Here is a 22,117-nt window from a genome sequence, read left to right on the forward strand (position 1 = left end):
ACAGGACGGTAAGGTAAACTCTCCCCCTAATAACCCCACCGCACCCCGCGGTTCAAAGGTTTTTAGAGGAGGCTACGTGAGTAACCGAGGTGAGCAATCACTGCTCAAACAATCGACCATCCTGATGTTCGCGGTGTCGATTGCCGGGATCGTCACCGGTTTTGTTTCAGGTTCGCAATCCATCCTTTTCGATGGTTTTTTCTCGCTGATCGCAACGTTCATCAAAGTGCTGATGCTGATCACAGCCAGGCTGATCGCCAAAGAAAGCAATCACCGCTTCCAGTTCGGTTTCTGGCATCTGGAGCCGATGGTGCTGCTGATCGAAGGCAGCTTCCTGCTGTTGATCGCCATCTATGCGTTTCTCAACGGTGTATTCGGCATCATCAACGGCGGCCGCGAGATCGAGCTGGGGCTGGTGATCATTTATGCGGCGGTGTTCACCGTCGTCGAATTCGCCTATTTCTTCTACGTGCGTCGGCGCAATCGCAAGCTCAAGTCCAGCCTGATCCAGTTCGACAACATCAGCTGGCTGGTGGACGCGATGCTCTCGGTCGGCCTGTTGATCAGTTTTCTCGCCGCGTTGCTGCTCAAGGCCCAGGGCTTTGACGAGTGGGCGAAGTTTGTCGACCCGCTGATCCTGATCGTGCTGGCGCTGACCATGTTGCCACCGGCGTTCAAGATCCTCGGCCCGGCACTGCGTGATGTACTGGGTATTGCACCGGACACCCTGGATGATCAGGTGCGTCAGGTCATGGAAGCGGCGAAGGTCGAGCATGGTTTCGATGATTACGTGACCTATGTGCAGAAGCACGGGCGGGCGCGGTTTATCGAGATTCATGTGGTGTTGCCGGCGGATTACCGGCTGCAAAGCGTGGGGCAACTGGATGCGTTACGTGAGGAAATTTCGGCGCAGCTCGGCGAGCCGGATGCGGCACGCTGGTTGACGATCAGCTTTACCGGTGACAAGAAGTGGATTGCCTAGAGACCGTGTAACGGCTATTCGCGAGCAAGCCCGCTCCCACAGGGATCCAGGCTGTTCACAGATTATGTGTTCGGCGAAATTCCCCTGTGGGAGCGGGCTTGCTCGCGAAAGCTATTTTTCAATCAACGCAGGTATTCAGCCAGCCCGCTGTAGCACGTCGCCAAGTGATAAGGCGTCGTTGAAGGCATGTCCTTGCGGCTGACCTCTCCCAGCTCATCTCGGCACTCATGCCAACCGCCCGCATGCAGAAAACGCTGTTGCAGCGCCTGCAACTGGCGCAGCACTGTAGCTTCGCTGTCCGGGCGCAAGGTCAGGGCGCGCAGGTATTCCGCCTGCGCCCAGATCCGCTGAGTCGAATCCTTCGGTCGTCCATCCAGTTCCAGATCGAGCATCGCCCGCACCGCCCCTGAAGGCTGTTCAACACCGAATTGCTCGGTAAAAGCGAATGCCCGCTCCAGCGCCGCGTGCAGTTTCGAACCGCGCAGCAGGGCTGAAGATTCAAGCAGGAAATACCATTCGAACTGATGCCCTGGCTCGTACCAGTTATCCACAGCCCCCAGTGGTTTTTCCATCAACACGCCATGTTGCGGGTCGACGAACTGCTTGTGCATGGCTGTGCATAACTCGAGCAGCGCTTGCTGCGTCGGCGCGTCTTCGCGCACGGCGAGGGTGGCGAGAAATGCTTCGGCCAGGTGCATCAGCGGGTTCTGCAGTGGCCCGGTTTGCAGGGTGATCCAGTCGCGGTCCAGGCACGCTTCGTACAAGCCATCGCCGGTGGCGAAGCGTCGGCCGATGACTTCCAGTGCGGCGTTGAGCGTGGATTCCACCAGCGGCTCGCGGGACTTGGCCCAGTAATGGGCGCAGGCGAACAGGATGAAGGCGTGGGTGTAGAGGTCTTTGCGCTGATCCAGCGGCTTGCCTTGCGCATCGATGCTGTAGAACCAGCCGCCGTGCTCGGCATCGTGGAAATGCCGTTGCAGCGAGCGGAACAGCGCCGCGGCGCGCACCTCGGCGTTATCCACAACCCCGATCAGGCTGGAAAACAGGTACAGCTGCCGTGCGCAGGCCATCGCCCGATAGCGTTGCGGTGGCAAAGGTTGATGCGCCGCGTCGAGTGCCTCGTAGGGCAGCGCCATGTCGGCGTTCCAGCCCGGGCCTTGCCAAAGCGGCACGATCACGTTCAGAAAGTGCTGTTGCACGTTGCTGAACAGGGCGGTCAATTCGGGCAGGGAGGTGGAGCGGCAAGCATGGGGCATTGGCGGACGTCGTCACGGCTGGGGCGATTGCGCGACATGGTAGCAGAGCGGCGGGCCTTAGAGACGCGGAGTCTGTCAGTCCGCCTTCGCGAGCAGGCTCGCTCCCACAGTGGATTTGCAGCGTACACAAAACCTGTGGGAGCGAGCCTGCTCGCGAAGAGGCCAGTGGCAGGCGCTAGAGAATCAACCGGCCAGCAACCACGCGCCAGTCACAGCCGAAGCGGCACCCGCCACGCGCACCAGAGGCGCAGCAGCCTGAGGCAGAAAACGAACCACCGCATAACCCGCCGCATGCAGGGCAGCAGTCGCCGCCACGAAGCCGGCGGCATACGCCCAAGGGCTGCTCATGTCCGGCAGCTCCAGGCCATGCGCCACGCCATGGAACAACGCAAACAACGCCGTTGCCGCCACCGCCATCACCAGCGGTGGACGCACCGCCAGTGCCACTGCCAGACCCAGCGCCAGCACCGAAGCGGCGATCCCGCTTTCCAGCGCCGGCAACTCCAGCCCTTCAAAACCGAGCATGCCGCCGATCAGCATGGTGCCGACAAACGTGCACGGTAGCGCCCAGCGCGCCGCGCCTTGTTGCTGCGCGGCCCACAGGCCGACCGCGACCATCGCCAGCAAATGGTCGAGGCCACCGATCGGGTGGCTGATGCCGGCGACCAGACCGCTGTCGCCGTGGCCCGGGTGGGCGAAGGCCAGGGCTGGGGTCAGCAGCAGCGCCACGGCGCCGAGAATGCGTTTGAGTGTCATGGATAAGCTTCCTTGTTGGTCAATAAGTCAGGCGGCGTTCAGCAGGCCTTGGCGCTCGATGAAGGCGATGATCTCTTCAAGGCCCTGGCCGGTTTTCTGGTTGCTGAAGACGAATGGCTTGCCGTTGCGCATGCGCTGGGTGTCGCTATCCATCATTTCCAGCGAAGCACCGACCAGCGGCGCCAGGTCGATCTTGTTGATCACCAGCAGATCGGACTTGCAGATCCCCGGGCCGCCCTTGCGCGGCAGCTTGTCGCCGGCGGAGACGTCGATCACGTAGATGGTCAGGTCTGACAGCTCCGGGCTGAAGGTTGCCGACAGGTTGTCGCCACCGGATTCCACCAGAATCAGGTCCAGCCCCGGAAAGCGCCGGTTCAGTTGATCGACGGCTTCGAGGTTGATCGAAGCGTCTTCGCGGATCGCCGTGTGCGGGCAGCCACCGGTTTCCACGCCGATGATCCGCTCCGGCGCCAGTGCTTCGTTGCGCACCAGAAAGTCGGCGTCTTCGCGGGTGTAGATGTCGTTGGTGACGACGGCCAGGTTGTAGCGATCGCGCAATGCCAGGCACAGGGCCAGGGTCAATGCGGTCTTGCCGGAACCGACCGGGCCGCCGATACCGACGCGCAGGGGTTGTGTGTTCATGTGCTTCTCCAAGATGACAGGCCCTAAGAGCGAAACAGACGGCTGTACTGGCGCTCATGCGCCATGCACGCCAGGGACAGGCCGAATGCGGCGCTGCCGATGTGTTCGGGATTGATGCGGGTGGCGTCCTGCTGCGCCTGTTGCAGCAGCGGCAACAGTTCGCTGGTCAGGCGCTGGGCGGCTTGCTGGCCCAACGGCAGGGTTTTCATCAGTACCGCGAGCTGGTTTTCCAGCCAGCTCCACAGCCACGCGGCGAGCGCATCCTGCGGACTGATTTGCCAGGCGCGGGCAGCCAGTGCCCAGCCAAGAGCGAGGTGCGGTTCGGCGCATTGCTCAAGAAAGCTGCGGGCTGGCGCGTCGAGTTCCGGCAAACCGTTGAGCAATTGCTGCAGCGAGTAACCCATCTGCCGGCTCTCCAGATGCAACTCACGGGTCTCGCGACTGGCACGGTGGGTTTCGCAGAGATGCAGCAACTCGGGCCAGTTTTCCTCGGCCGCGGCCTGACAATGAGCCAGCAGCAGCGGCGCCTCGAAACGGGCGAGGTTGAGCAACAGTTGATCGCTGATCCAGCGCCGGGCGCTGTCCGGGTTGTTCACGCGGCCGTTATCCACCGCCATTTCCAGGCCTTGCGAATAGCTGTAGCCGCCAATCGGCAGTTGCGGACTGGCCAGGCGCAGCAGCGCCCAGGCCGGGTTCACAGACGTACGCCGAACTGATGGAGTTTGGGCGCGTAGTTGAAATCTTCGTCGCCATGCCGCGAATGGTGATGGCCGCCGCCGTAGGCACCGTGTTCCGGTTGGAACGGCGCTTCAATCGCCTCGACCTGGGCGCCGAGCTGTTCGAGCATGGCCTTGAGCACGTAATCGTCGAGCAGACGCAGCCAGCCATCGCCGACTTGCAAGGCGACGTGGCGGTTGCCCAGATGATAGGCGGCGCGGGTCAGTTCGAAGGCATTGGTGCAGGTGACGTGCAGCAGTTGCTCGGGGCGTGCGCAGACGCGAACGATGCGGCCGTCCTCGGCCTGCAGGCATTCGCCGTCATATAACGGTGCCTGACCGCGCTCCAGAAACAGCCCGACGTCTTCGCCATCGGCACTGAAACAGCGCAGACGGCTTTTGCTCCGCGCTTCGAAGGTCAGGTGCAACTCGGCGGACCAGACAGGTTGAGGGTCGATTCTGCGATGAATCACCAGCATCGGAAAGCTTCCAGCAGTGGACTTGTAGGAGGGCTAGAGCAAGGGGCTTGCCAACCGGACGAGATGTAGGAAATCCCTGTCGGAGCGTAGAGGATGTTTCAAGATGTTGCAGAATTTTGGAAGGTTTTGGTGCGTGAAGATTTTTACATGCACCAAATCGGCGCCGGCTCCGGTCCAAATGTGGGAGCGAGCCTGCTCGCGAAGGCGTCGGGTCAGCAAATTGGAAGTTGGCTGACACGACGCCTTCGCGAGCAGGCTCGCTCCCACAGGGGAGTAGGGTGTGTCAGTAATAGGAGGGGGGATTACTCGGTACTGCCCAGCCCTTGCCAGTGCTTGAGGCCGATAAAGATGAAGCGCAGTTGCTGGGTGATCTTCGCCTGCGGCGTCAGATGCTCCGGCAGGGCCTCGGCGGGCGGGTCAATGATGTCCGGCAGAGTGGCGAACACCGATTTGACGATCAGGTCAGCGATCACGCTCAGGCCGGCTGCATCCAGATGTTGCAGCTTGGGCATCAGCGTCAGATCGGCCGCAAGGTCGGCGCTGATGTTTTCGCGCAGACGGCCAATCGCCTGACGCACCGGCTGCGAGCCGCCGTATTGCTCACGAGCGAGAAACAGGAACTGCGAACGGTTGGCGCTGACCACGTCGAGGAAGATCCGCACCGACGCATCGATGATGCCGCCCATGACGAATTCGTTGTGGCGCACCAGGCGGATGGTTTCGCGGAAGGTCTGGCCGACTTCACTGACCAGCACCAGACCCAACTCGTCCATGTCGGCAAAATGCCGATAGAAACCGGTGGGCACAATGCCGGCGGTCTTGGTCACTTCGCGCAGGCTCAGGCTGCCGAAACCTCGGCCGCTTTCCATCAAATGGCGGGCAGCGTCCATCAGGGCGTTGCGGGTCTGTTGTTTCTGTTCGGCGCGGGGCAGCATCGCAAAGGCGTTTTCTTGAGCGGGACAAGCGCCGCACTCTAGCAAATCGGCTTTGCTGGCGTCGAACGGCAGGGGGAAAAGTCAGCAGGAAAAAAGGTTTCGCAGATTGTCGGTACTGAAAAAGTCAAAAGCCCAATCCGGTGATTGGGCTTTTTTTCCAGGCCGCCATGGGCTTAGCTCAAAGCGCTGTTGCGTTCGATCACACGGTCACCACCGCCTTCGGCAACGGCTTGGCCCAGTGGGGTTTTATCGAAACCGTCTTCAGCCAGGGTCTGGCCTTGTGGAGTACGGTCGCTGCCATCGGAAGCCAGGGTCTGACCTTGTGGAGTTTTATCATAGCCGTCTTCAACCAGACCTTTCTGTTCCAGGCGATCACGGCCGCCTTCTGCTACAGCTTGACCTTGTGGGGTCTTGTCGTAGCCATCTTCAACCAGACCTTTTTCTTCCAGACGATTACGACCGTTTTCAGCCAGGGTCTGACCTTGTGGGGTACGGTCGCTGCCGTCAGCCGCCACAGTCTGGCTGAACACCGAGTGGCTGGATTTCACTTGTGGGGTAGCCTGATCGGCAGCGGGCAGGGCGAAAGCAGTGCTGGCTAGCATCGACAGGGTAAGGCTGAGCAGTAATTGGCGTTTCATGATGGGGTTGCTCCTTGGGAGGGCGATAAAGTGGGTACGAAGCCAATGCTACTCTCGATAAGTCGATATAAAAGTTCATAAACGCAATGGTAATAATCAACAGAATTGATTGTTCTGCGGAAGCGCTCTAGCTCGGGCATTTGCGGGCGGTGGTTTTGCACCGCAGTGGGTATTTTCGACTCACTCGCGCCTCGCAAATGTGCGGGCAGCGGTAACGCTGTTCGACCAATCGGTCAGCATTCGGGCGATTTTTTGCCGCGGAATCTATATTCCGATTAAACCTGCGCACTGTTTGCCAGTCGTAGAATTCATGAGGGCCGCTTTGGCCCGCCGTTTCAGCTGTGCGTCGCGAAATCGGCGTGCGGTCGTCATCAGGAGTTTTGTGCATGACGCGCACCGGAAAAATCTTCAGTTGGACCTTCGCCACTCTCGTACTGCTGCTGGCGGTACTGGTTCTGATCATCGTGTTCTTCGACTGGAACCGGATCAAACCGCCGCTCAACGCCAAAGTCTCGGAAGAATTGCATCGTCCGTTCGCCATCAATGGCAACCTCGCGGTGATCTGGCAGCGTGAGCCGGACGAAGGCGGCTGGCGGGCCTGGGTGCCGTGGCCGCACGTGGTGGCTGAGGACCTGACGCTGGGCAACCCGGATTGGTCGAAGCAGCCGCAGATGGTCACGCTCAAACGCGTGGAACTGCGCATCTCGCCGCTGGCACTGCTGGCGCAACGGGTGACGATCCCGCGAATCGACCTGACCGAACCCAACGCGCAACTGCAACGCCTGGCCGATGGCCGCGCCAACTGGACCTTCAAGTTCGACCCGAAAGACCCGAATGCCGAACCGTCGAACTGGGTGGTGGACATCGGAGCCATTGGCTTCGACAAGGGCCACGTCACTCTGGATGACCAGACACTCAAGACTAATCTCGACGTGTTGATCGATCCGCTGGGCAAACCGATTCCGTTCAGCGATATCGTCGGCGCCAAAGCCGCGAAGACCGCGCAGGACAAGGGCGCCGCGCCGCAGGACTATGCGTTCGCGCTGAAGGTCAAAGGCCAATACCACGGCCAGAACCTCACCGGTCAGGGCAAGATCGGCGGGCTGCTGGCGTTGCAGGACGCGAACAAACCGTTCCCGCTGCAGGCTCAGGCGAAGATCGGCGCCACTAGCATCGAACTCGCTGGCACCTTGACCGACCCGCTGAACCTTGGCGCTCTTGATCTGCGTCTGAAACTGGCCGGCGCCAGCCTCGGCAACCTCTATCCACTGACCGGCGTGACCCTGCCGGACACGCCGCCGTACTCCACCGACGGCCATCTGATTGCCAAGCTGCATGATGCCGCCGGTGCGAAATTCACTTATGAACAGTTCAACGGCAAGATCGGCGGCAGTGACATTCACGGCGATCTGACCTACGTCGCCAGCCAGCCACGGCCCAAGCTCAGCGGCGCGTTGCTGTCCAATCAATTGCTGTTCGCCGACCTCGCGCCGCTGATCGGCGCCGACTCCAATGACAAGCAAAAGGCCCGCGGCGGCGAGAGCAAGCAGCCGACCGACAAAGTGCTGCCGGTGGAAGAATTCAAGACCGACCGCTGGCGCGCGATGGATGCCGACGTCGAGTTCACCGGCAAGCGCATCGTCCACAGTGAAAAGCTGCCGTTCACCGACCTCTATACCCACCTGAAACTCAACGACGGCGAACTCAGCCTCGAACCGCTGCGCTTCGGCGTGGCCGGCGGCAATCTGGACGCGCAGATCCGCCTCAATGGTCGCACCGAACCGCTTGAAGGCCGGGCCAAACTGACTGCGCGCGGCTTCAAGCTCAAGCAGTTGTTCCCGACCTTCGAACCCATGAAAACCAGCTTCGGTGAGCTCAACGGTGATGCTGATATCAGCGGTCGCGGCAACTCGGTGGCCAAGCTGCTCGGCGGCGCCAATGGCCAGTTGAAGATGCTGATCAACGACGGCGCGATCAGCCGTGAACTGATGGAGCTGGCCGGTCTCAACGTCGGTAACTACGTGGTCGGCAAGATTTTTGGCGACAAGGAAGTGAAGATCAACTGCGCGGCGGCGGACTTCGACATCAAGACTGGCCTGGCGACCACACGGCTGTTTGTGTTCGATACCGAGAACGCGATCATCTACATCGACGGCACCGCGAACATGGCCACCGAGCAATTGGACCTGACGGTGACACCGGAGTCCAAGGGCTGGCGTCTGATTTCGCTGCGTTCACCGTTGTACGTGCGCGGCAAGTTCATCAAGCCGGACGCCGGGGTCAAGGCTGTGCCATTGATGCTGCGCGGCGCGGGGATGGTGGCGCTGGGTGTGATTGCTGCACCGGCGGCGGGGTTGTTGGCGCTGGTGGCGCCGAGCGGTGGGGAGCCGAACCAGTGTGCGCCTCTGCTTGAACAGATGAAGGCGGGCAAGGCGCCGGTCACCGTCAAGCCAACCAAGTAAATCTTCAGCGTCTGTAAAAGCGTCATCGCGAGCAGGCTCACTCCTACAGGTACAGCGCAAATCTTGTAGGAGTGAGCCTGCTCGCGATAGCGATATAGAAGGTTCAGAGGTCTTTCAGAATGTCGGCCATGTCATCGGCATGCTCTTCTTCCTGCGCCAGGATGTCTTCGAAGATGCGCCGGGTGGTCGGGTCTTTTTCGCCGATGTACTGGATGATCTCGCGGTAGCTGTCGATGGCGATCCGTTCGGCCACCAGGTCTTCGTAGACCATTTCCTTCAAGGTGTTCCCGGCCACGTATTGGGCGTGGGACATTTTCGACAGCAGGTCCGGATTGAACTCCGGCTCGCCGCCCAGTTGCACGATGCGCTCGGCCAGACGGTCGGCGTGTTGCGCTTCCTGGGTCGCGTGTTCGAGGAATTCTTCCGCGGCCACGTGGGCTTTGACGCCGTTGGCCATGAAGTAATGACGCTTGTAACGCAGCACGCAGACCAGCTCGGTGGCCAGCGACTCGTTGAGCAAGCGCAGCACCTCGTCACGGTCGGCGCTGTAGCTCTCGGTTACCGCGCCGTTCTCGACGTGTTGTCGCGCACGTTCGCGCAGGGTTTTGACATCTGACAAGTGCAGGTCGTCGCTCATGTTGATCTCCAGGAGGCTAATCCAATGGCGCCACGCTCTACAGGCGTGATCGGTTACCCAAGTTGTGAGTCCTGAGCGACGCAAAAAGTTTTATGAGATTTCCGGCGACCTTGGTACCAGCCCGGACAACTGCGCTTCTTCGCGCAACCAGGCAAAAAACGCCCGCACCGGCGGATGCCGCTCCCGTCCCGGCACACACAGCGCGCTGTACCCGGCACCATCGACTTGCACCTGCCCCTTGTACGGCACCAGCAACCCACTGGCGACGCTCTGCGAGACCAGAATATTGCTCGCCAGCACCAGACCTTGCCCGGCAATCGCCGCTTGCAGAGCGTAATGCTCCTCATCGTATTCACGGATCGCCGGATGCTGGTTCAGCCACGACTCGCCGGAGCCAGCGCACCACGCTTCCCAGCCATGGGCATACAGCTTCGAGTTGTGCCAGCGCACGCTGATCAGCGCCGGCGTGCGCCGGGCGGCCAGCGCCACCTGTTCCGGCGAGCCATACACGCCGAAGGTCTCATCGAACAGGCACAAGCCGTAAAGGTTGGGGTAATCGTCGAGGCTATAGCGCAGCACCAGATCGACGCTGGCGTCCTGATGCAGGTCGATGACTTCGCAGTGGGTATCGAGGCGCACGTTGATGTTCGGGTGTTGCGCATAAAACCTTCCGAGGCGCGGCACCAGCCACAGCGCGGCAAACGCGGCGGTGGTCGACAGTGTCAGGTTGCTGCCGCTGCGTTGCGGACGCAGGGTGTCGACGCTTTGCGCGACTTCCAGCAGCGCGCCGTGCAGGCTGCGAAACAGTCGCTCGCCCCCTTCGGTCAGGCGCACCTGACGCGGCAAACGCTCGAACAGCGCCACGCCGAGCCAGTCTTCCAGCGCTCGGATCTGATGGGAAATCGCCGTCGGTGTGACTGACAGCTCTTCAGCAGCGGCCTTGAAGCTCAACAGCCGCGAAGCGGATTCGAAGGCGCGCAGGGCGGTCAGCGGCAACGAGGCGAACATTCAATACTCCATGGATGAAACAAATTCATCCCGACTGATTTTTGCTCATTTGAGACAGCGGCGGGTCGACGCCAATCTGGCGCCACACAGCCACTCAAGTCTAGTCCCAAGGAGATTCAGATGAGCAAGATTCTTGCGATCCATGCCAGCCCACGGGGTGACCGTTCGCATTCACGGCGTTTGGCGGAAAGCTTTCTCAGTGCCTGGCAATTACGTCATCCGCAGGCGCAGGTCACCCGCCGTGAAGTCGGACGGGCGCCGATTCCAGCGGTCAACGAAGCGTTTGTGGCGGCGGCGTTTTACCCTGAACCCGAAGCGCGTCCGCTATCGATGCAGGCCGATCTGGCGCTCAGCGATCAACTGGTCGGCGAGTTGTTCGAACACGATCTGCTGCTGATTTCCACGCCGATGTACAACTTCAGCGTGCCCAGCGGCCTCAAGGCCTGGGTCGATCAGATAGTGCGCCTGGGCCTGACGTTCGACCACACCCTGGACAACGGCGTGGCCCAGTACACGCCGTTGCTGCAAGGCAAGAAAGCGCTGATTGTCACCAGCCGTGGCGGTTTCGGCTTCGGCCCCGGTGGCGAACTGGAAGCGTTGAACCATGCCGATCCGTGGTTGCGCACCGCGCTGGGCTTTATCGGCATCAACGACGTCAGCGTGGTCGCGGCCGAGGGCGAGGAATCGGCCGAGCGCACCTTCGCGGTATCAGTGGCCGAGGCCGAGCAGCGTTTGCTCGACCTCGCCCGGACGTTCTAAGTGGCCTGGCTGTGCCTGCTGATCGCCGCCGGCTTCGAGGTGACTTTCGCCATGGGCATGAAGTACGCCGAAGGCTTCACCCGCTTGTGGCCGTCGCTGATCACGGTGGCGGCGGCGATTGGCGGGATTTACTTCCTGACGTTGGCGATGCGCGAGTTGCCGGTGAGTATCGCATATCCGATCTGGACGGCGATCGGCTCGCTGGGCACGGTGTTTCTCGGTTTTGCCCTGCTCGGCGAGAGCCTGACCCTGGTCAAACTGCTGTCGGTGGGGCTGATTGTGGCGGGGGTGGTGGGCCTGAAGTAGGCTGATGGTGCAGTTGTCATCATCAGGGAGGAGGCTTGGCGGGCGTTTTGCACGTCTGGCATCCACTCAGCGACCACAAGGATGTTTGCCCATGTCACAAGGTTCGGCGACACGTTATCCACTGGTGCTGGTGCCGGGCATGCTCGGGTTTATCCGGCTGGTGCTGTATCCGTACTGGTACGGGATCATCAAGGCGTTGCGCCGTGGCGGGGCGACGGTGATTGCGGTGCAGGTATCGCCGCTCAATTCCACCGAGGTGCGTGGCGAGCAGTTGCTGGCGCGCATCGACGAAATTCTGCGCGAGACCGGCGCCGCCAGGGTCAATCTGTTCGGCCACAGCCAGGGCTCGTTGACCGCGCGTTATGCCGCCGCCAAACGACCGGATCTGGTCGCGTCGGTAACGTCCGTGGCCGGGCCCAATCACGGTTCGGAACTGGCCGACTATCTGCAGAAACACTACCCGGCGAACAGCGCCAAGGGCCGCGTGCTTGAGGTGCTGTTGCGTTTTGTCGGCTGGCTGATGGCGTTGCTGGAAACCGGTTACCACGGGCCGAAACTGCCGGTGGACATCCACGCTTCGCATCAATCGCTGACCAGCGAGGGCGTGGCGCTGTTCAATCAGCGTTATCCACAGGGCCTGCCCGAGACCTGGGGCGGTCCCGGGCCGGAAGAGGTCAACGGCGTGCGTTATTACTCGTGGTCGGGGACGTTGCAACCGGGCAAAACGGATCGCGGTGGCAACCTGTTTGACGGTACCAATCGCAGCTGTCGGTTGTTCGCGAAAACCTTTGTGCGTGAGCCGGGGCAGTGTGACGGGATGGTCGGGCGCTATAGCTCGCACCTCGGCACGGTAATTGGCGACGACTATCCGCTGGATCACTTCGACATCGTCAATCAGTCGCTGGGGCTGGTGGGGAAGGGCGCGGATCCGGTGCGGTTGTTTGTCGAGCATGCGGCGCGGCTAAAGGCTGCCGGATTGTGACTCGCTTTTGTGGCGAGGGGATTCATCCCCGATGGGCTGCGCAGCAGCCCTTGTTTTGAGATAAATAGCGGGGTCGCTTCGCGCCCCATCGGGGATAAATCCCCTCACCACAGGGCCAGATCAGGCAACGCTGAGTTTTCGGCCTAGAACGGTGGTCCAGCGCTCCGACAGAATCACCCCACCCAACGTCAACACCCCACCCACCAGGTGATACATCGCCAGCTCTTCCTTCAACACCACCGCCGCAATCAGCGCGGTAATCAGCGGCAGCAGGTTAAAGAACAACGTCGTGCGGCTCGGTCCCAGGCGCTGTACCGCCTGCATCCACGCCAGCGGCGCGAGCATCGAGGCCAGCAGGCACGCATACAGCACCAGCGGAATGTTCTGCGCGGTGAAGCCGGTTTTCGGCGAGGCGGCGTACAGCGGAAACAGCACCACAATCGCCACCAGCACCTGCAGGTACAGCAACACCAGCGGCGGCAGGCGCAGCTGCCATTTTTTCAGCAGGGTGCTGTAGATCGCGTAGGCCAGGGTGGCGATCAGCATCATCGCGTCACCCAGGTTCACTCCATGTTGCAGCAGCGCGCCGAGGCTGCCGGACGACACCACCACCAGCACGCCGGCGAACGACAGCACCGCGCCGAACAATGCCCCAGCGGTCAGGCGCTGGCCGAGGCTGATGATTGCCATAGCCAGCGACATCAGCGGCATCAGCGACAGGATGATGCCCATGTTGGTCGCCGTGGTCAGCGTCGCGGCGAAGTAGGCGAGGCTTTGATAGACCGCCATCCCGAGCACGCCGAGGATAAAGATCTTGCCCAGGTTCGGGCGGATCTGCGGCCAGTGCGCGATCACCGCTTTGAGCATGAACGGGGTGAACAGCAGCCCGGCGAGCAGCCAGCGGTAGAAACCGATCTCGGCGGGGAAGATCGCCCCGACCGCCAGTTTGTTGATCACGGTATTGCCGGCCCAGATGAAAATCGCCAGCAGGGGAAACGCGTATTGCATGGGTTAAAACCAGAACGTTGATGAACGGTGATTATCGCCTGTCTGGATGCAGCCCTATACTGCGAACCGGACAACCTGCCTCTGCAACCGGACAGCATGAACAGCAAGCACATCGATCTGCTGGATTTCAGCGAACTGCCGTCGGCGGTGTACTTCCGCTATGCCGACTTCAACGCCCATGAATACGCGGCGCCGCACCGTCATCCGTGGGGCACGCTGGAGTACGCGGCCCACGGTGTGCTGCACATGGACGTCGGCGGCAGCCGCTTCATGTCGCCGCCGCACTACGCGGTGTGGGTGCCGCCGCAGGTCGAGCACAGTTTCTACAGCCATCAACCGGTCAACTACCGCGCGGTGTGCCTCGATCCGAAGGTTTGCGCCGATCTGCCGCCGCGCGCCTGCACGCTGGCAATCAGCGACATTCTCAAGGCGATTCTCAAGGACTTCGCCGCCCGCGACGTGAAAATCCCCGAACTGGATGCCGACCAGCGTCTGGCCCAGGTGTTGGTCGATCAATTGCAACAGGCGCCGGTGCATGAATGTTATCTGCCGTACGCAAGCAATCCCGGGTTGCTGGCGATCCTCGACGCCTTGCAGGCTGATCCGGGCAATAACCTCCCGCTGGCGCACTGGGCGGCGCAAGTGCACATCAGTGAACGCACGCTAGCCCGGCAGTTCGTGCGCGAACTGGGACTGAGTTTCGGCGAATGGCGTCAGCGCCTGCGTTATCTCGCGGCCATCGAGGCGCTGGAAGGTACCCGCAGCGTGCAGGAAATCGCCTTCGATCTCGGCTACAGCAGCGGCTCGGCCTTCATTGCCATGTTTGCCCGGCAGGCCGGGTGTACGCCGGAACAGTATCGGCGTAGCCACCTGGAAGGCAGGAAGGTGTAACAAGATTTGGCTACACTTCAGCGGAGGCCGCATCCATCGATGCGGCGACAAGGAGAAAACTCCATGAAGATGTTGCGTGTCCCTTTGTTGATGATCGGTCTGCTCCTGTGTTCCCAGGGTTTCGCCGCCACGGCGCAACAGAACAAAATGACCACCTGCAATGCTGACGCTACCGCCAAAAGCCTCAAGGGCGACGAGCGCAAGACTTTCATGAGCACTTGCCTCAAGGCTGCACCGGCCGCCAATGACGGCAAAGTGCTGACCCCGCAGCAGGAAAAAATGAAAACCTGCAACGCCGATGCGAAAACCAAGGCGCTGACCGGCGATGCGCGCAAGACCTTCATGAGTGATTGTCTGAAGAAAAAATAATCAGCAAGGATTTGCGGTGAACGGGCCGGCCTCTTCGCGAGCAGGCTCGCTCCCACATTCAAATGCGTACCCCCCTGTGGGAGCGAGCCTGCTCGCGAAGGGGCCATTGAGCACGACAATAGCCCCTGCATATCCCTAGTGCTCTCCCCGGATCGCTGGCAGACTGCCAATCCTTTTACGCCGTTCGTTTTGAGGCTGTATGCCAACGTTTTCTGAGCGTCATGTTGTGTTTTGGGTCAGTTGCATCATCATCTGCGGCGGCTTGCTGCTGGCATTGCCGCTGCGCTTGTTGCCCAGCCTGCTGGCTGGTTTGCTGGTGTTCGAGCTGGTCAACATGCTCACCCCGCAACTGCAACGGTTGATCGAAGGTCGGCGTGCGCGCTGGCTGGCGGTGGCACTGCTGGGCACCCTGGTGGTCAGCGTGCTGGCGCTGATCTTTGCCGGTGCCATCAGTTTCCTGCTGCACGAAGCGGAAAACCCGGGCGCCTCGCTCGACAAATTCATGGGCGTGGTCGATCGCGCGCGCGGGCAACTGCCGCCGTTTCTCGATGCCTACCTGCCGGCCAGCGCTGCGGAATTTCGCGTGGCCATCGGCGAATGGGCGAGCAAGCACCTGTCCGAGCTGCAACTGGTGGGCAAGGACGCGGCGCACATGTTCGTCACCCTGCTGATCGGCATGGTCCTCGGCGCGATCATTGCCCTGCAGCGAGTACCGGATCTGACCAAGCGCAAACCGCTGGCCGCCGCCCTGTTCGACCGTCTGCACCTGGTGGTTCAAGCCTTTCGCAACATCGTCTTCGCGCAGATCAAGATTTCCCTGCTGAACACGTTCTTTACCGCGATTTTCCTGGTGGTGGTCTTGCCGCTGTTCGGCATCAAGCTGCCGCTGACCAAGACCCTGATCGTCCTGACGTTCCTGCTCGGCCTGCTGCCGGTGATCGGCAACCTGATGTCGAACACGCTGATCACCATCGTCGGTCTGTCGCTGTCGATCTGGGTGGCGGTGGCGGCGCTGGGCTATCTGATCTTTATCCACAAGCTCGAATACTTCCTCAACGCGCGCATCGTCGGCGGGCAGATCAGTGCCAAGTCGTGGGAGTTGCTGCTGGCGATGCTGGTGTTCGAAGCTGCGTTCGGCCTGCCGGGGGTGGTGGCGGGGCCGATTTATTACGCGTACCTGAAGAGTGAGCTGAAGCTGGGCGGGATGGTTTGATTCAGAATTTGTAGTGTTTGAGCTGGCCTCTTCGCGAGCAGGCTCGCTCCCACATTTTGAGCGCATTCCAATGCGATCCACTGTGGGAGCGAGTCTGCTCGCGAACGGCGCACTGCCGATTCCGGATCAGGCCGTCGCGCCGTAGCGCTTCATCGCCTCAATCGCCAGACCGCTGCCGATGCTGCCAAAGATATTCCCTTCCACATGTCGCGCATTCGGCAGCATCGCCGAAACGCTGTTGCGCAGCGCCGGAATGCCGCTTGAACCGCCGGTGAAGAACACCGTATCGACCTGCGCCACCGACACGTTGGCATCGTTCAACAACTGCGTAACGCTGCCGCGCACGCGTTCAAGCAAGGCGTCGATCGACGATTCGAACAGCGCGCGGCTCAGTTCCACGCTCAGGCCCGGCTCAATACGGTCCAGCGGTACGTGGCGGCTGTCGGCGTGGGTCAGCTGGATCTTGGTTTCTTCGACTTCCATCGCCAGCCAGTGCCCGGCGCGCTGTTCGATCAGCTTGAACAGACGGTCGATACCGCCGGTGTCTTCAATGTCGTAGCGCATGCTGCCCAGCGCCAGGGTGGATTTCTGCGAGTACACCGAGTTGATGGTGTGCCAGGTCGCCAGGTTCATGTGGTGACTGGTCGGCATGTAGGCGCCGCTCTTCATCCGGCTGCCGTAGCCGAACAGCGGCATCAGGCCTTGCAGGCTCAGCTGTTTGTCGAAGTCGGTCCCGCCGATGTGCACGCCGCCGGTGGCGAGGATGTCATCGTGGCGGTTGTCCATGCCGCGACGTTCGGGCGACAGACGTACCAGCGAGAAGTCCGAAGTACCACCGCCGATGTCGACGATCAGCACCAGCTCTTCTTTTTCGATGGTCGACTCGTAGTCGAATGCCGCGGCGATCGGTTCGTACTGGAACGACACGTCCTTGAAGCCGAGCTTGCGCGCCACTTCGACCAGGGTGTCTTCGGCTTCCTGGTCAGCCAGCGGGTCGTCATCGACGAAAAACACCGGACGCCCCAGCACCACTTGTTCGAACTCGCGACCGGCGGCCGTTTCGGCACGGCTCTTGAGCTGGCCGATGAACAGCCCCAACAGATCCTTGAACGGCATCGCCGTGCCGAGAACGCTGGTGTCGTGCTTGATCAGCTTGGAACCGAGCAGGCTCTTGAGCGAGCGCATCAGCCGGCCTTCGTAGCCTTCCAGGTATTCGTGCAGGGCCAGACGACCGTAAACCGGACGGCGCTCTTCGATGTTGAAGAACACCACCGACGGCAGGGTGATCTTGTCGTCTTCCAGCGCGATCATCGTTTCCATGCCGGGGCGCAGCCAGCCGACGGTGGAGTTGGAGGTGCCGAAGTCGATGCCGCAGGCACGGGCTGGAGAGGCGTTGTTCATGTCTTTCGGGTTCCGGTCAAAAAACGGCCGCGCAGTGTATGTCAGTGCGCGGCAGATTCGAAGGCCGGTCATCTGCTATTTCACGACTAAGCTTCTTGAAAGTCGCAGCTTTGCCCCAAACTTGCTGGCATGGGCCGGCAGACATACCGGCGGTCGCAAGAACCGTCGTCCACTGCCGATAAACTTCTGCTGCGCCACCCGGTCACAAAGTTGAGATCGGTCAACCCGGCACGCGCGAATGAGCGCATGCTGGTCTCGGCGCGAAATCGATAACGGATGGTGATTCCTTCGATGGACTTCAAAGACTATTACAAGATACTCGGCGTGGAGCCGACAGCGGACGACAAGGCGATCAAGGCCGCCTATCGCAAGCTGGCGCGCAAATATCACCCCGATGTCAGCAAGGAAAAAGACGCCGAGGCTAAGTTCAAGGACGCCTCGGAAGCCTATGAAGCGCTGAAAAGCGCCGACAAACGCGCCGAATATGACGAGCTGCGCCGTTATGGCCAGCACGGTCAGCCGTTCCAGGGCCCGCCGGGCTGGCAGAGCCGTGGCGGTTTTGGCGGCGGCGGTGGCGACACCGGCGACTTCTCGGACTTCTTCAGTTCGATCTTCGGCAATCGCGGCGCCGGTTTCGGTGGCGACGGTCGGCAACAACGCAGTGCAGGGCGCCGAGGGCAAGACGTGGAAATGGAACTGCCGGTCTTCCTTGAGGAGACCTTGTCGGACGAGTCGAAGAAGGTCAGCTTTCAGGTCCCGCAATACAACGCCAACGGTCAGCACGTGAGCAATACCAGCAAGAGCCTGAACGTGAAGATCCCGGCGGGCGTGACTGACGGCGAGCGCATCCGCCTCAAAGGGCAGGGCGCACCGGGCATCGGTGGCGGGGCCAATGGCGATCTGTACCTGACCATTCGCTTTGCGCCGCATCCGAAATTCGATGTCGAAGGCGAAAACCTGATCATCACCCTGCCATTGGCACCGTGGGAGCTGGCGCTGGGGGCTGAAGTGGCCGTGCCGACTCTGACCGGCAAGATCAACCTCAAGGTTCCGGCCGGCAGCCAGAACGGCCAGCGTATGCGCGCCAAGGGTCACGGCTTGAAAAACAAGGCCGGTGAGCGCGGTTATCTGTTCGTGCAGCTCAAGGCCGTGATGCCGAAAACCTCCGACGACGAGGTCAAGGCGCTGTGGCAGGAACTGGCGAAAAAAGCCGCGTTCAACCCACGCGAGAACTTCTGAATCCGACGACGGAGTAGCCCATCATGAGCAGCCCCCTGATCGTTCAACTGGACATGGCAGAATTCTGTGAGGCGGCCGATCTGTCGGACGTCTACGTGATCGAAATCGTCGAACACGGCATCCTCGAACCTCAGGGCGCGCAGCCCCGGGAATGGCGGTTCACCGACTACGAGCTGAGCCTGGCCAAGCGCGCCGCGAAGTTGCGGCGCGAGCTGGAGCTGGAGTGGGAGGGCGTCGCGCTGGCACTTGATCTGCTGGATGAAGTGAAGGAACTGCGAGCCGAGAATCGCATGCTGCGCCAGCGGTTGGGGCGTTTGGTGGTCGAATAGTTTTACCGTTGGTTCTGGAGTGTCTTTGCAGGCCCCTTCGCGAGCAAGCCCGCTCCCACAGGTTGACTGCGGTCTCCTGTGGGAGCGAGCCTGCTCGCGAAGAACGATTACGCGGTTGGCCTGCTTAAACCTTTCTCGGCAACACCACACTGAACAACGTCCCGTCAGCCTCACTCGAGCTGACATCGATCGTCCCGCCATGGGCGGTCACCACTTCCTTGACGATAAACAAGCCCAACCCGAGGCTGGTTGACGGCTGTCCGAGTTCTTCGTCGGCGCTGCGCACCAGCGGGTCGAAAATCGTACCGATCGCCTCTTCGGAAATCGGTGTGCCGTAGTTGTGCACCGACAGGCACACGTGGTCGCCCTCGCCACGCAGATCGAGGGTCACGTCGCGCTGGTTGGCACCGTGCTGCAAGGCATTGCCGATCAGGTTTTGCAGTAACTGGTCGATCCGTCCGGCGTCCCACACGCCGCTGGTGTCACCGTGCACGGTGAGCCTGGGATCGGATTGCGGTTGACCGGCGCAAGCTTCGGCGATCGCCGCTCGCGCCGCAACGGCCAGATCCATCGGTGCAGGCTCGATCGGCAGGCTACGGCCCAGACGACTGCGCACCAGTTCCAGCAGATCGCTGACCATCGTCGCCATGTGCCGCGCGCCACGCTTGATATGCTGGGCGCAGGCCAGGGCATCGCCTTCAAGGCTGGATTTGCGCAGCAGCAGTTCGGTGGACATGCTCACCGCCTGCAGCGGCGCACGCAGGTCATGGCCGAGGATGGCGAGGAAAATATCCCGCGAGCGATTGACCTGCTCGGCGTAGGCCGCGGTGGATTCGGCCAGTGCCTCGTCGATGGCTTCGTTGAAACGGATCATGTCCTGAAAATAGGTCATGTCCGGCGATTCAAGGCTGTTGACCCACAGGCGGATCACGCAGGCACGCAAATGGCGGAATTCACTGGTCATCTGCACCAGGTCAAAACCGACGGTGTGGCGCAGTTCGCCATGGCTGGCGCCGGCCTCGTCCAGGCTCGGGGTCTTTTCCGGGCCTTCGCCCTTGGCTTTGGCAGCCTGTTCGGCGGGGCTTTGCGGCTTGTTCATGTCGCGGGCGGCGGCCCGCAGAATCTCGCTGGCGTGATCGCGCAGCGCAGTGGAATCCAGATAGTCGGCGGCCGGCGTGATGGTCGCGGCGAACTGTTCCCACTCATCGACGATAGGGTCGATATTGGCCACGATGAACTCGGAAAGACGCATGGGCAGTTCCTGAAAAAAGGCGGAGCGAATCGAATATTAGCCCCTTTGGCGGGAAATACACGACCGTTTGCACAGTGCTTTTCCAGCGACATGAAAAAGGCCCCGGGATCGTGCGCAAGACACGAAACCGGGGCCTTTTGCCGTGCGTCAGAACAGGAAGTAACGCTGGGCCATCGGCAGGGTCTCGGCCGGTTCACACCACAGCAGCACGCCGTCGGCCTTGACCTGATAGGTCTGCGGGTCAACGTCGATGTTCGGCAGGTAATCGTTGTGGATCAGGTCGGTTTTCTGCACCTCGCGGCAGCCTTTGACCACGCCGATTTTCTTCTTCAATCCCAGTGCCTCGGGCAGCCCGGCCTCCTGCGCGGCCTGACTGATGAAGGTCAGACTGGTGGCGTGCAGCGAGCCGCCGTAACTGGCGAACATCGGGCGGTAGTGCACCGGTTGCGGGGTTGGAATCGACGCGTTGGCGTCGCCCATCAGACTGGCGGCGATGGCGCCGCCCTTGAGGATCAGCGTCGGTTTCACACCGAAAAACGCCGGACGCCAGAGCACCAGGTCGGCCCATTTGCCGACTTCGATCGACCCCACTTCATGGCTGATGCCATGGGTGATCGCCGGGTTGATCGTGTACTTGGCGATGTAGCGCTTGGCGCGGAAGTTGTCGTTGCCTGCGCCGTCCTGCGGCAGCGGGCCGCGCTGCTTTTTCATCTTGTCGGCAGTCTGCCAGGTGCGTGTGATGACTTCGCCGACGCGGCCCATGGCCTGGCTGTCGGAGCTGATCATCGAGAACGCGCCGAGGTCGTGGAGGATGTCTTCGGCGGCGATGGTTTCGCGGCGGATACGGCTTTCGGCGAACGCCACGTCTTCGGCGATGCTCGGGTCGAGGTGGTGGCAGACCATCAGCATGTCGAGGTGTTCGTCGATGGTGTTGCGGGTGAACGGCCGGGTCGGGTTGGTCGAGCTCGGCAATACGTTAGGGAAGCCGCAGGCCTTGATGATGTCCGGCGCGTGGCCGCCGCCGGCACCTTCGGTGTGATAGGTGTGAATGGTGCGGCCCTTGAACGCGCCGAGTGTGGTTTCGACGAAACCGGATTCGTTGAGGGTGTCGGTGTGGATCGCCACCTGCACGTCGTACTGGTCGGCGACGCTCAGGCAGTTGTCGATGCTCGCCGGGGTGGTACCCCAGTCTTCGTGCAGTTTGAGGCCGATGGCGCCGGCCTTGACCTGCTCGATCAGCGGCTCCGGCAGGCTGGCGTTGCCCTTGCCGGTGAGGCCGATGTTCATCGGGAACGCGTCGGCGGCCTGCAGCATCCGCGCCAGGTGCCACGGGCCGGAGGTGCAGGTGGTGGCGTTGGTGCCGGTCGCCGGCCCGGTGCCGCCGCCGATCATGGTGGTGACGCCGCTCATCAGCGCTTCTTCGATCTGCTGCGGGCAGATGAAGTGGATGTGCGTGTCGATGCCGCCGGCAGTGAGGATCATGCCTTCACCGGCGATCACCTCGGTGCTGGCGCCGATGGCGATGGTCACGTTGGGCTGTACGTCCGGGTTACCGGCCTTGCCGATCGCGGCGATGCGCCCGTCCTTGAGGCCGACGTCGGCTTTGACGATGCCCCAGTGGTCGATGATCAACGCGTTGGTGATCAGGGTGTCGACCACCTCGGCGGCGAGCAGTTGGCTCTGGCCCTGACCGTCGCGGATCACTTTGCCGCCGCCGAATTTGACTTCTTCGCCGTAGGTGGTGAAGTCTTTTTCGACCTCGATCCACAACTCGGTGTCCGCCAGGCGCACCTTGTCGCCGACGGTGGGGCCGAACATGTCGGCGTAGGCTTGACGCGAGATCTTCATGTGTTTGCC

23 protein-coding genes are annotated in these 22,117 nt (G+C 61.5%); 10 read left to right on the forward strand and 13 right to left on the reverse strand.

Annotation, left to right across the window (positions count from 1 at the left end):
* The first annotated feature begins 76 nt into the window (after positions 1 to 76).
* Entirely contained in the window at positions 77 to 982 is a 906-nt protein-coding gene (locus ACOYXG_RS02445; RefSeq protein WP_027613537.1) for a cation diffusion facilitator family transporter, read from the forward strand.
* A gap of 122 nt (positions 983 to 1,104) precedes the next feature.
* Here the strand turns inward: ACOYXG_RS02445 and ACOYXG_RS02450 are convergent, their stop codons facing one another.
* The 7 genes from ACOYXG_RS02450 to ACOYXG_RS02480 all read right to left on the reverse strand — a co-directional run bounded on the left by ACOYXG_RS02450 (position 1,105) and on the right by ACOYXG_RS02480 (position 6,404).
* Entirely contained in the window at positions 1,105 to 2,238 is a 1,134-nt protein-coding gene (locus ACOYXG_RS02450) for an AGE family epimerase/isomerase (RefSeq protein WP_460355722.1), read from the reverse strand.
* Positions 2,239 to 2,421: 183 nt separating this feature from the next.
* The gene (locus ACOYXG_RS02455) at positions 2,422 to 2,994 is read right to left on the reverse strand and encodes a HupE/UreJ family protein (protein WP_097089885.1); all 573 of its coding nucleotides are present in this window, start codon (positions 2,992 to 2,994) and stop codon (positions 2,422 to 2,424) included.
* Between the two features lie 27 nt (positions 2,995 to 3,021).
* Positions 3,022 to 3,636, reverse strand: a complete 615-nt coding sequence (gene ureG / locus ACOYXG_RS02460; RefSeq protein ID WP_007966946.1) for an urease accessory protein UreG — start codon at positions 3,634 to 3,636, stop codon at positions 3,022 to 3,024.
* A gap of 23 nt (positions 3,637 to 3,659) precedes the next feature.
* Positions 3,660 to 4,334 carry an urease accessory protein UreF gene (locus tag ACOYXG_RS02465; protein ID WP_027613540.1) on the reverse strand — a complete coding sequence of 225 codons (675 nt, stop codon included), beginning with the start codon at positions 4,332 to 4,334 and terminating at the stop codon, positions 3,660 to 3,662.
* Positions 4,331 to 4,831, reverse strand: coding sequence for an urease accessory protein UreE (ureE, locus tag ACOYXG_RS02470; RefSeq protein ID WP_183783676.1), 501 nt, complete (start codon positions 4,829 to 4,831; stop codon positions 4,331 to 4,333). The genes ACOYXG_RS02465 and ureE overlap by 4 nt, the downstream gene beginning before the upstream one ends.
* A gap of 302 nt (positions 4,832 to 5,133) precedes the next feature.
* Positions 5,134 to 5,766 carry a TetR family transcriptional regulator gene (locus ACOYXG_RS02475; RefSeq protein WP_027613541.1) on the reverse strand — a complete coding sequence of 211 codons (633 nt, stop codon included), beginning with the start codon at positions 5,764 to 5,766 and terminating at the stop codon, positions 5,134 to 5,136.
* A 173-nt stretch (positions 5,767 to 5,939) separates the two neighbouring features.
* On the reverse strand, positions 5,940 to 6,404 hold the full coding sequence (locus tag ACOYXG_RS02480) for a hypothetical protein (protein WP_027613542.1): 465 nt from the start codon (positions 6,402 to 6,404) through the stop codon (positions 5,940 to 5,942).
* A 386-nt stretch (positions 6,405 to 6,790) separates the two neighbouring features.
* Between ACOYXG_RS02480 and ACOYXG_RS02485 the strand changes: the two genes are divergently transcribed.
* A complete protein-coding gene (locus ACOYXG_RS02485; RefSeq protein WP_097089886.1) occupies positions 6,791 to 8,866 on the forward strand; it encodes an AsmA family protein in 2,076 nt (691 codons plus the stop codon).
* A 103-nt stretch (positions 8,867 to 8,969) separates the two neighbouring features.
* Here ACOYXG_RS02485 and ACOYXG_RS02490 read toward each other — a convergent pair whose 3' ends face one another.
* Entirely contained in the window at positions 8,970 to 9,503 is a 534-nt protein-coding gene (locus tag ACOYXG_RS02490; RefSeq protein ID WP_027613544.1) for a ferritin-like domain-containing protein, read from the reverse strand.
* 90 nt (positions 9,504 to 9,593) lie between these two features.
* Complete coding sequence (locus ACOYXG_RS02495; protein WP_150369544.1) at positions 9,594 to 10,511, reverse strand: LysR substrate-binding domain-containing protein; 918 nt, start codon at positions 10,509 to 10,511, stop codon at positions 9,594 to 9,596.
* A 120-nt stretch (positions 10,512 to 10,631) separates the two neighbouring features.
* On the opposite strand from ACOYXG_RS02495, the gene ACOYXG_RS02500 reads away from it, so the two are divergent.
* The 3 genes from ACOYXG_RS02500 to ACOYXG_RS02510 all read left to right on the forward strand — a co-directional run bounded on the left by ACOYXG_RS02500 (position 10,632) and on the right by ACOYXG_RS02510 (position 12,558).
* On the forward strand, positions 10,632 to 11,270 hold the full coding sequence (locus tag ACOYXG_RS02500; RefSeq protein ID WP_134785317.1) for an FMN-dependent NADH-azoreductase: 639 nt from the start codon (positions 10,632 to 10,634) through the stop codon (positions 11,268 to 11,270).
* Positions 11,271 to 11,576: a DMT family transporter gene (locus ACOYXG_RS02505; RefSeq protein WP_027613547.1), complete on the forward strand. Its 306-nt coding sequence runs from the start codon at positions 11,271 to 11,273 to the stop codon at positions 11,574 to 11,576.
* Between the two features lie 91 nt (positions 11,577 to 11,667).
* On the forward strand, positions 11,668 to 12,558 hold the full coding sequence (locus ACOYXG_RS02510) for an alpha/beta fold hydrolase (protein ID WP_460355729.1): 891 nt from the start codon (positions 11,668 to 11,670) through the stop codon (positions 12,556 to 12,558).
* A 120-nt stretch (positions 12,559 to 12,678) separates the two neighbouring features.
* On the opposite strand, the gene ACOYXG_RS02515 is transcribed toward ACOYXG_RS02510, so the two are convergent.
* Entirely contained in the window at positions 12,679 to 13,566 is an 888-nt protein-coding gene (locus tag ACOYXG_RS02515; RefSeq protein ID WP_027613549.1) for a DMT family transporter, read from the reverse strand.
* Between the two features lie 96 nt (positions 13,567 to 13,662).
* On the opposite strand from ACOYXG_RS02515, the gene ACOYXG_RS02520 reads away from it, so the two are divergent.
* The 3 genes from ACOYXG_RS02520 (at position 13,663) to ACOYXG_RS02530 (ending at position 16,039) form a co-directional block, all read left to right on the forward strand.
* Complete coding sequence (locus ACOYXG_RS02520; protein ID WP_027613550.1) at positions 13,663 to 14,457, forward strand: AraC family transcriptional regulator; 795 nt, start codon at positions 13,663 to 13,665, stop codon at positions 14,455 to 14,457.
* Positions 14,458 to 14,520: 63 nt separating this feature from the next.
* The gene (locus ACOYXG_RS02525) at positions 14,521 to 14,826 is read left to right on the forward strand and encodes a PsiF family protein (RefSeq protein WP_007966973.1); all 306 of its coding nucleotides are present in this window, start codon (positions 14,521 to 14,523) and stop codon (positions 14,824 to 14,826) included.
* Positions 14,827 to 15,025: 199 nt separating this feature from the next.
* Entirely contained in the window at positions 15,026 to 16,039 is a 1,014-nt protein-coding gene (locus tag ACOYXG_RS02530) for an AI-2E family transporter (protein WP_027613551.1), read from the forward strand.
* A 126-nt stretch (positions 16,040 to 16,165) separates the two neighbouring features.
* Here the strand turns inward: ACOYXG_RS02530 and ACOYXG_RS02535 are convergent, their stop codons facing one another.
* Positions 16,166 to 17,440: an Hsp70 family protein gene (locus ACOYXG_RS02535; protein WP_027613552.1), complete on the reverse strand. Its 1,275-nt coding sequence runs from the start codon at positions 17,438 to 17,440 to the stop codon at positions 16,166 to 16,168.
* Positions 17,441 to 17,731: 291 nt separating this feature from the next.
* Here ACOYXG_RS02535 and ACOYXG_RS02540 point away from each other — a divergent pair, with 291 nt between their 5' ends.
* The gene (locus ACOYXG_RS02540) at positions 17,732 to 18,679 is read left to right on the forward strand and encodes a DnaJ C-terminal domain-containing protein (protein ID WP_027613553.1); all 948 of its coding nucleotides are present in this window, start codon (positions 17,732 to 17,734) and stop codon (positions 18,677 to 18,679) included.
* Between the two features lie 23 nt (positions 18,680 to 18,702).
* The gene (locus tag ACOYXG_RS02545) at positions 18,703 to 19,008 is read left to right on the forward strand and encodes a chaperone modulator CbpM (protein WP_027613554.1); all 306 of its coding nucleotides are present in this window, start codon (positions 18,703 to 18,705) and stop codon (positions 19,006 to 19,008) included.
* 124 nt (positions 19,009 to 19,132) lie between these two features.
* Here ACOYXG_RS02545 and ACOYXG_RS02550 read toward each other — a convergent pair whose 3' ends face one another.
* Positions 19,133 to 20,260, reverse strand: coding sequence for a sensor histidine kinase (locus ACOYXG_RS02550; RefSeq protein ID WP_027613555.1), 1,128 nt, complete (start codon positions 20,258 to 20,260; stop codon positions 19,133 to 19,135).
* 147 nt (positions 20,261 to 20,407) lie between these two features.
* Positions 20,408 to 22,108, reverse strand: a complete 1,701-nt coding sequence (ureC, locus tag ACOYXG_RS02555; protein WP_460355734.1) for an urease subunit alpha — start codon at positions 22,106 to 22,108, stop codon at positions 20,408 to 20,410.
* Between the last annotated feature and the right edge of the window lie 9 nt (positions 22,109 to 22,117).

The organism is Pseudomonas sp. G3-39 (assembly GCF_054790485.1).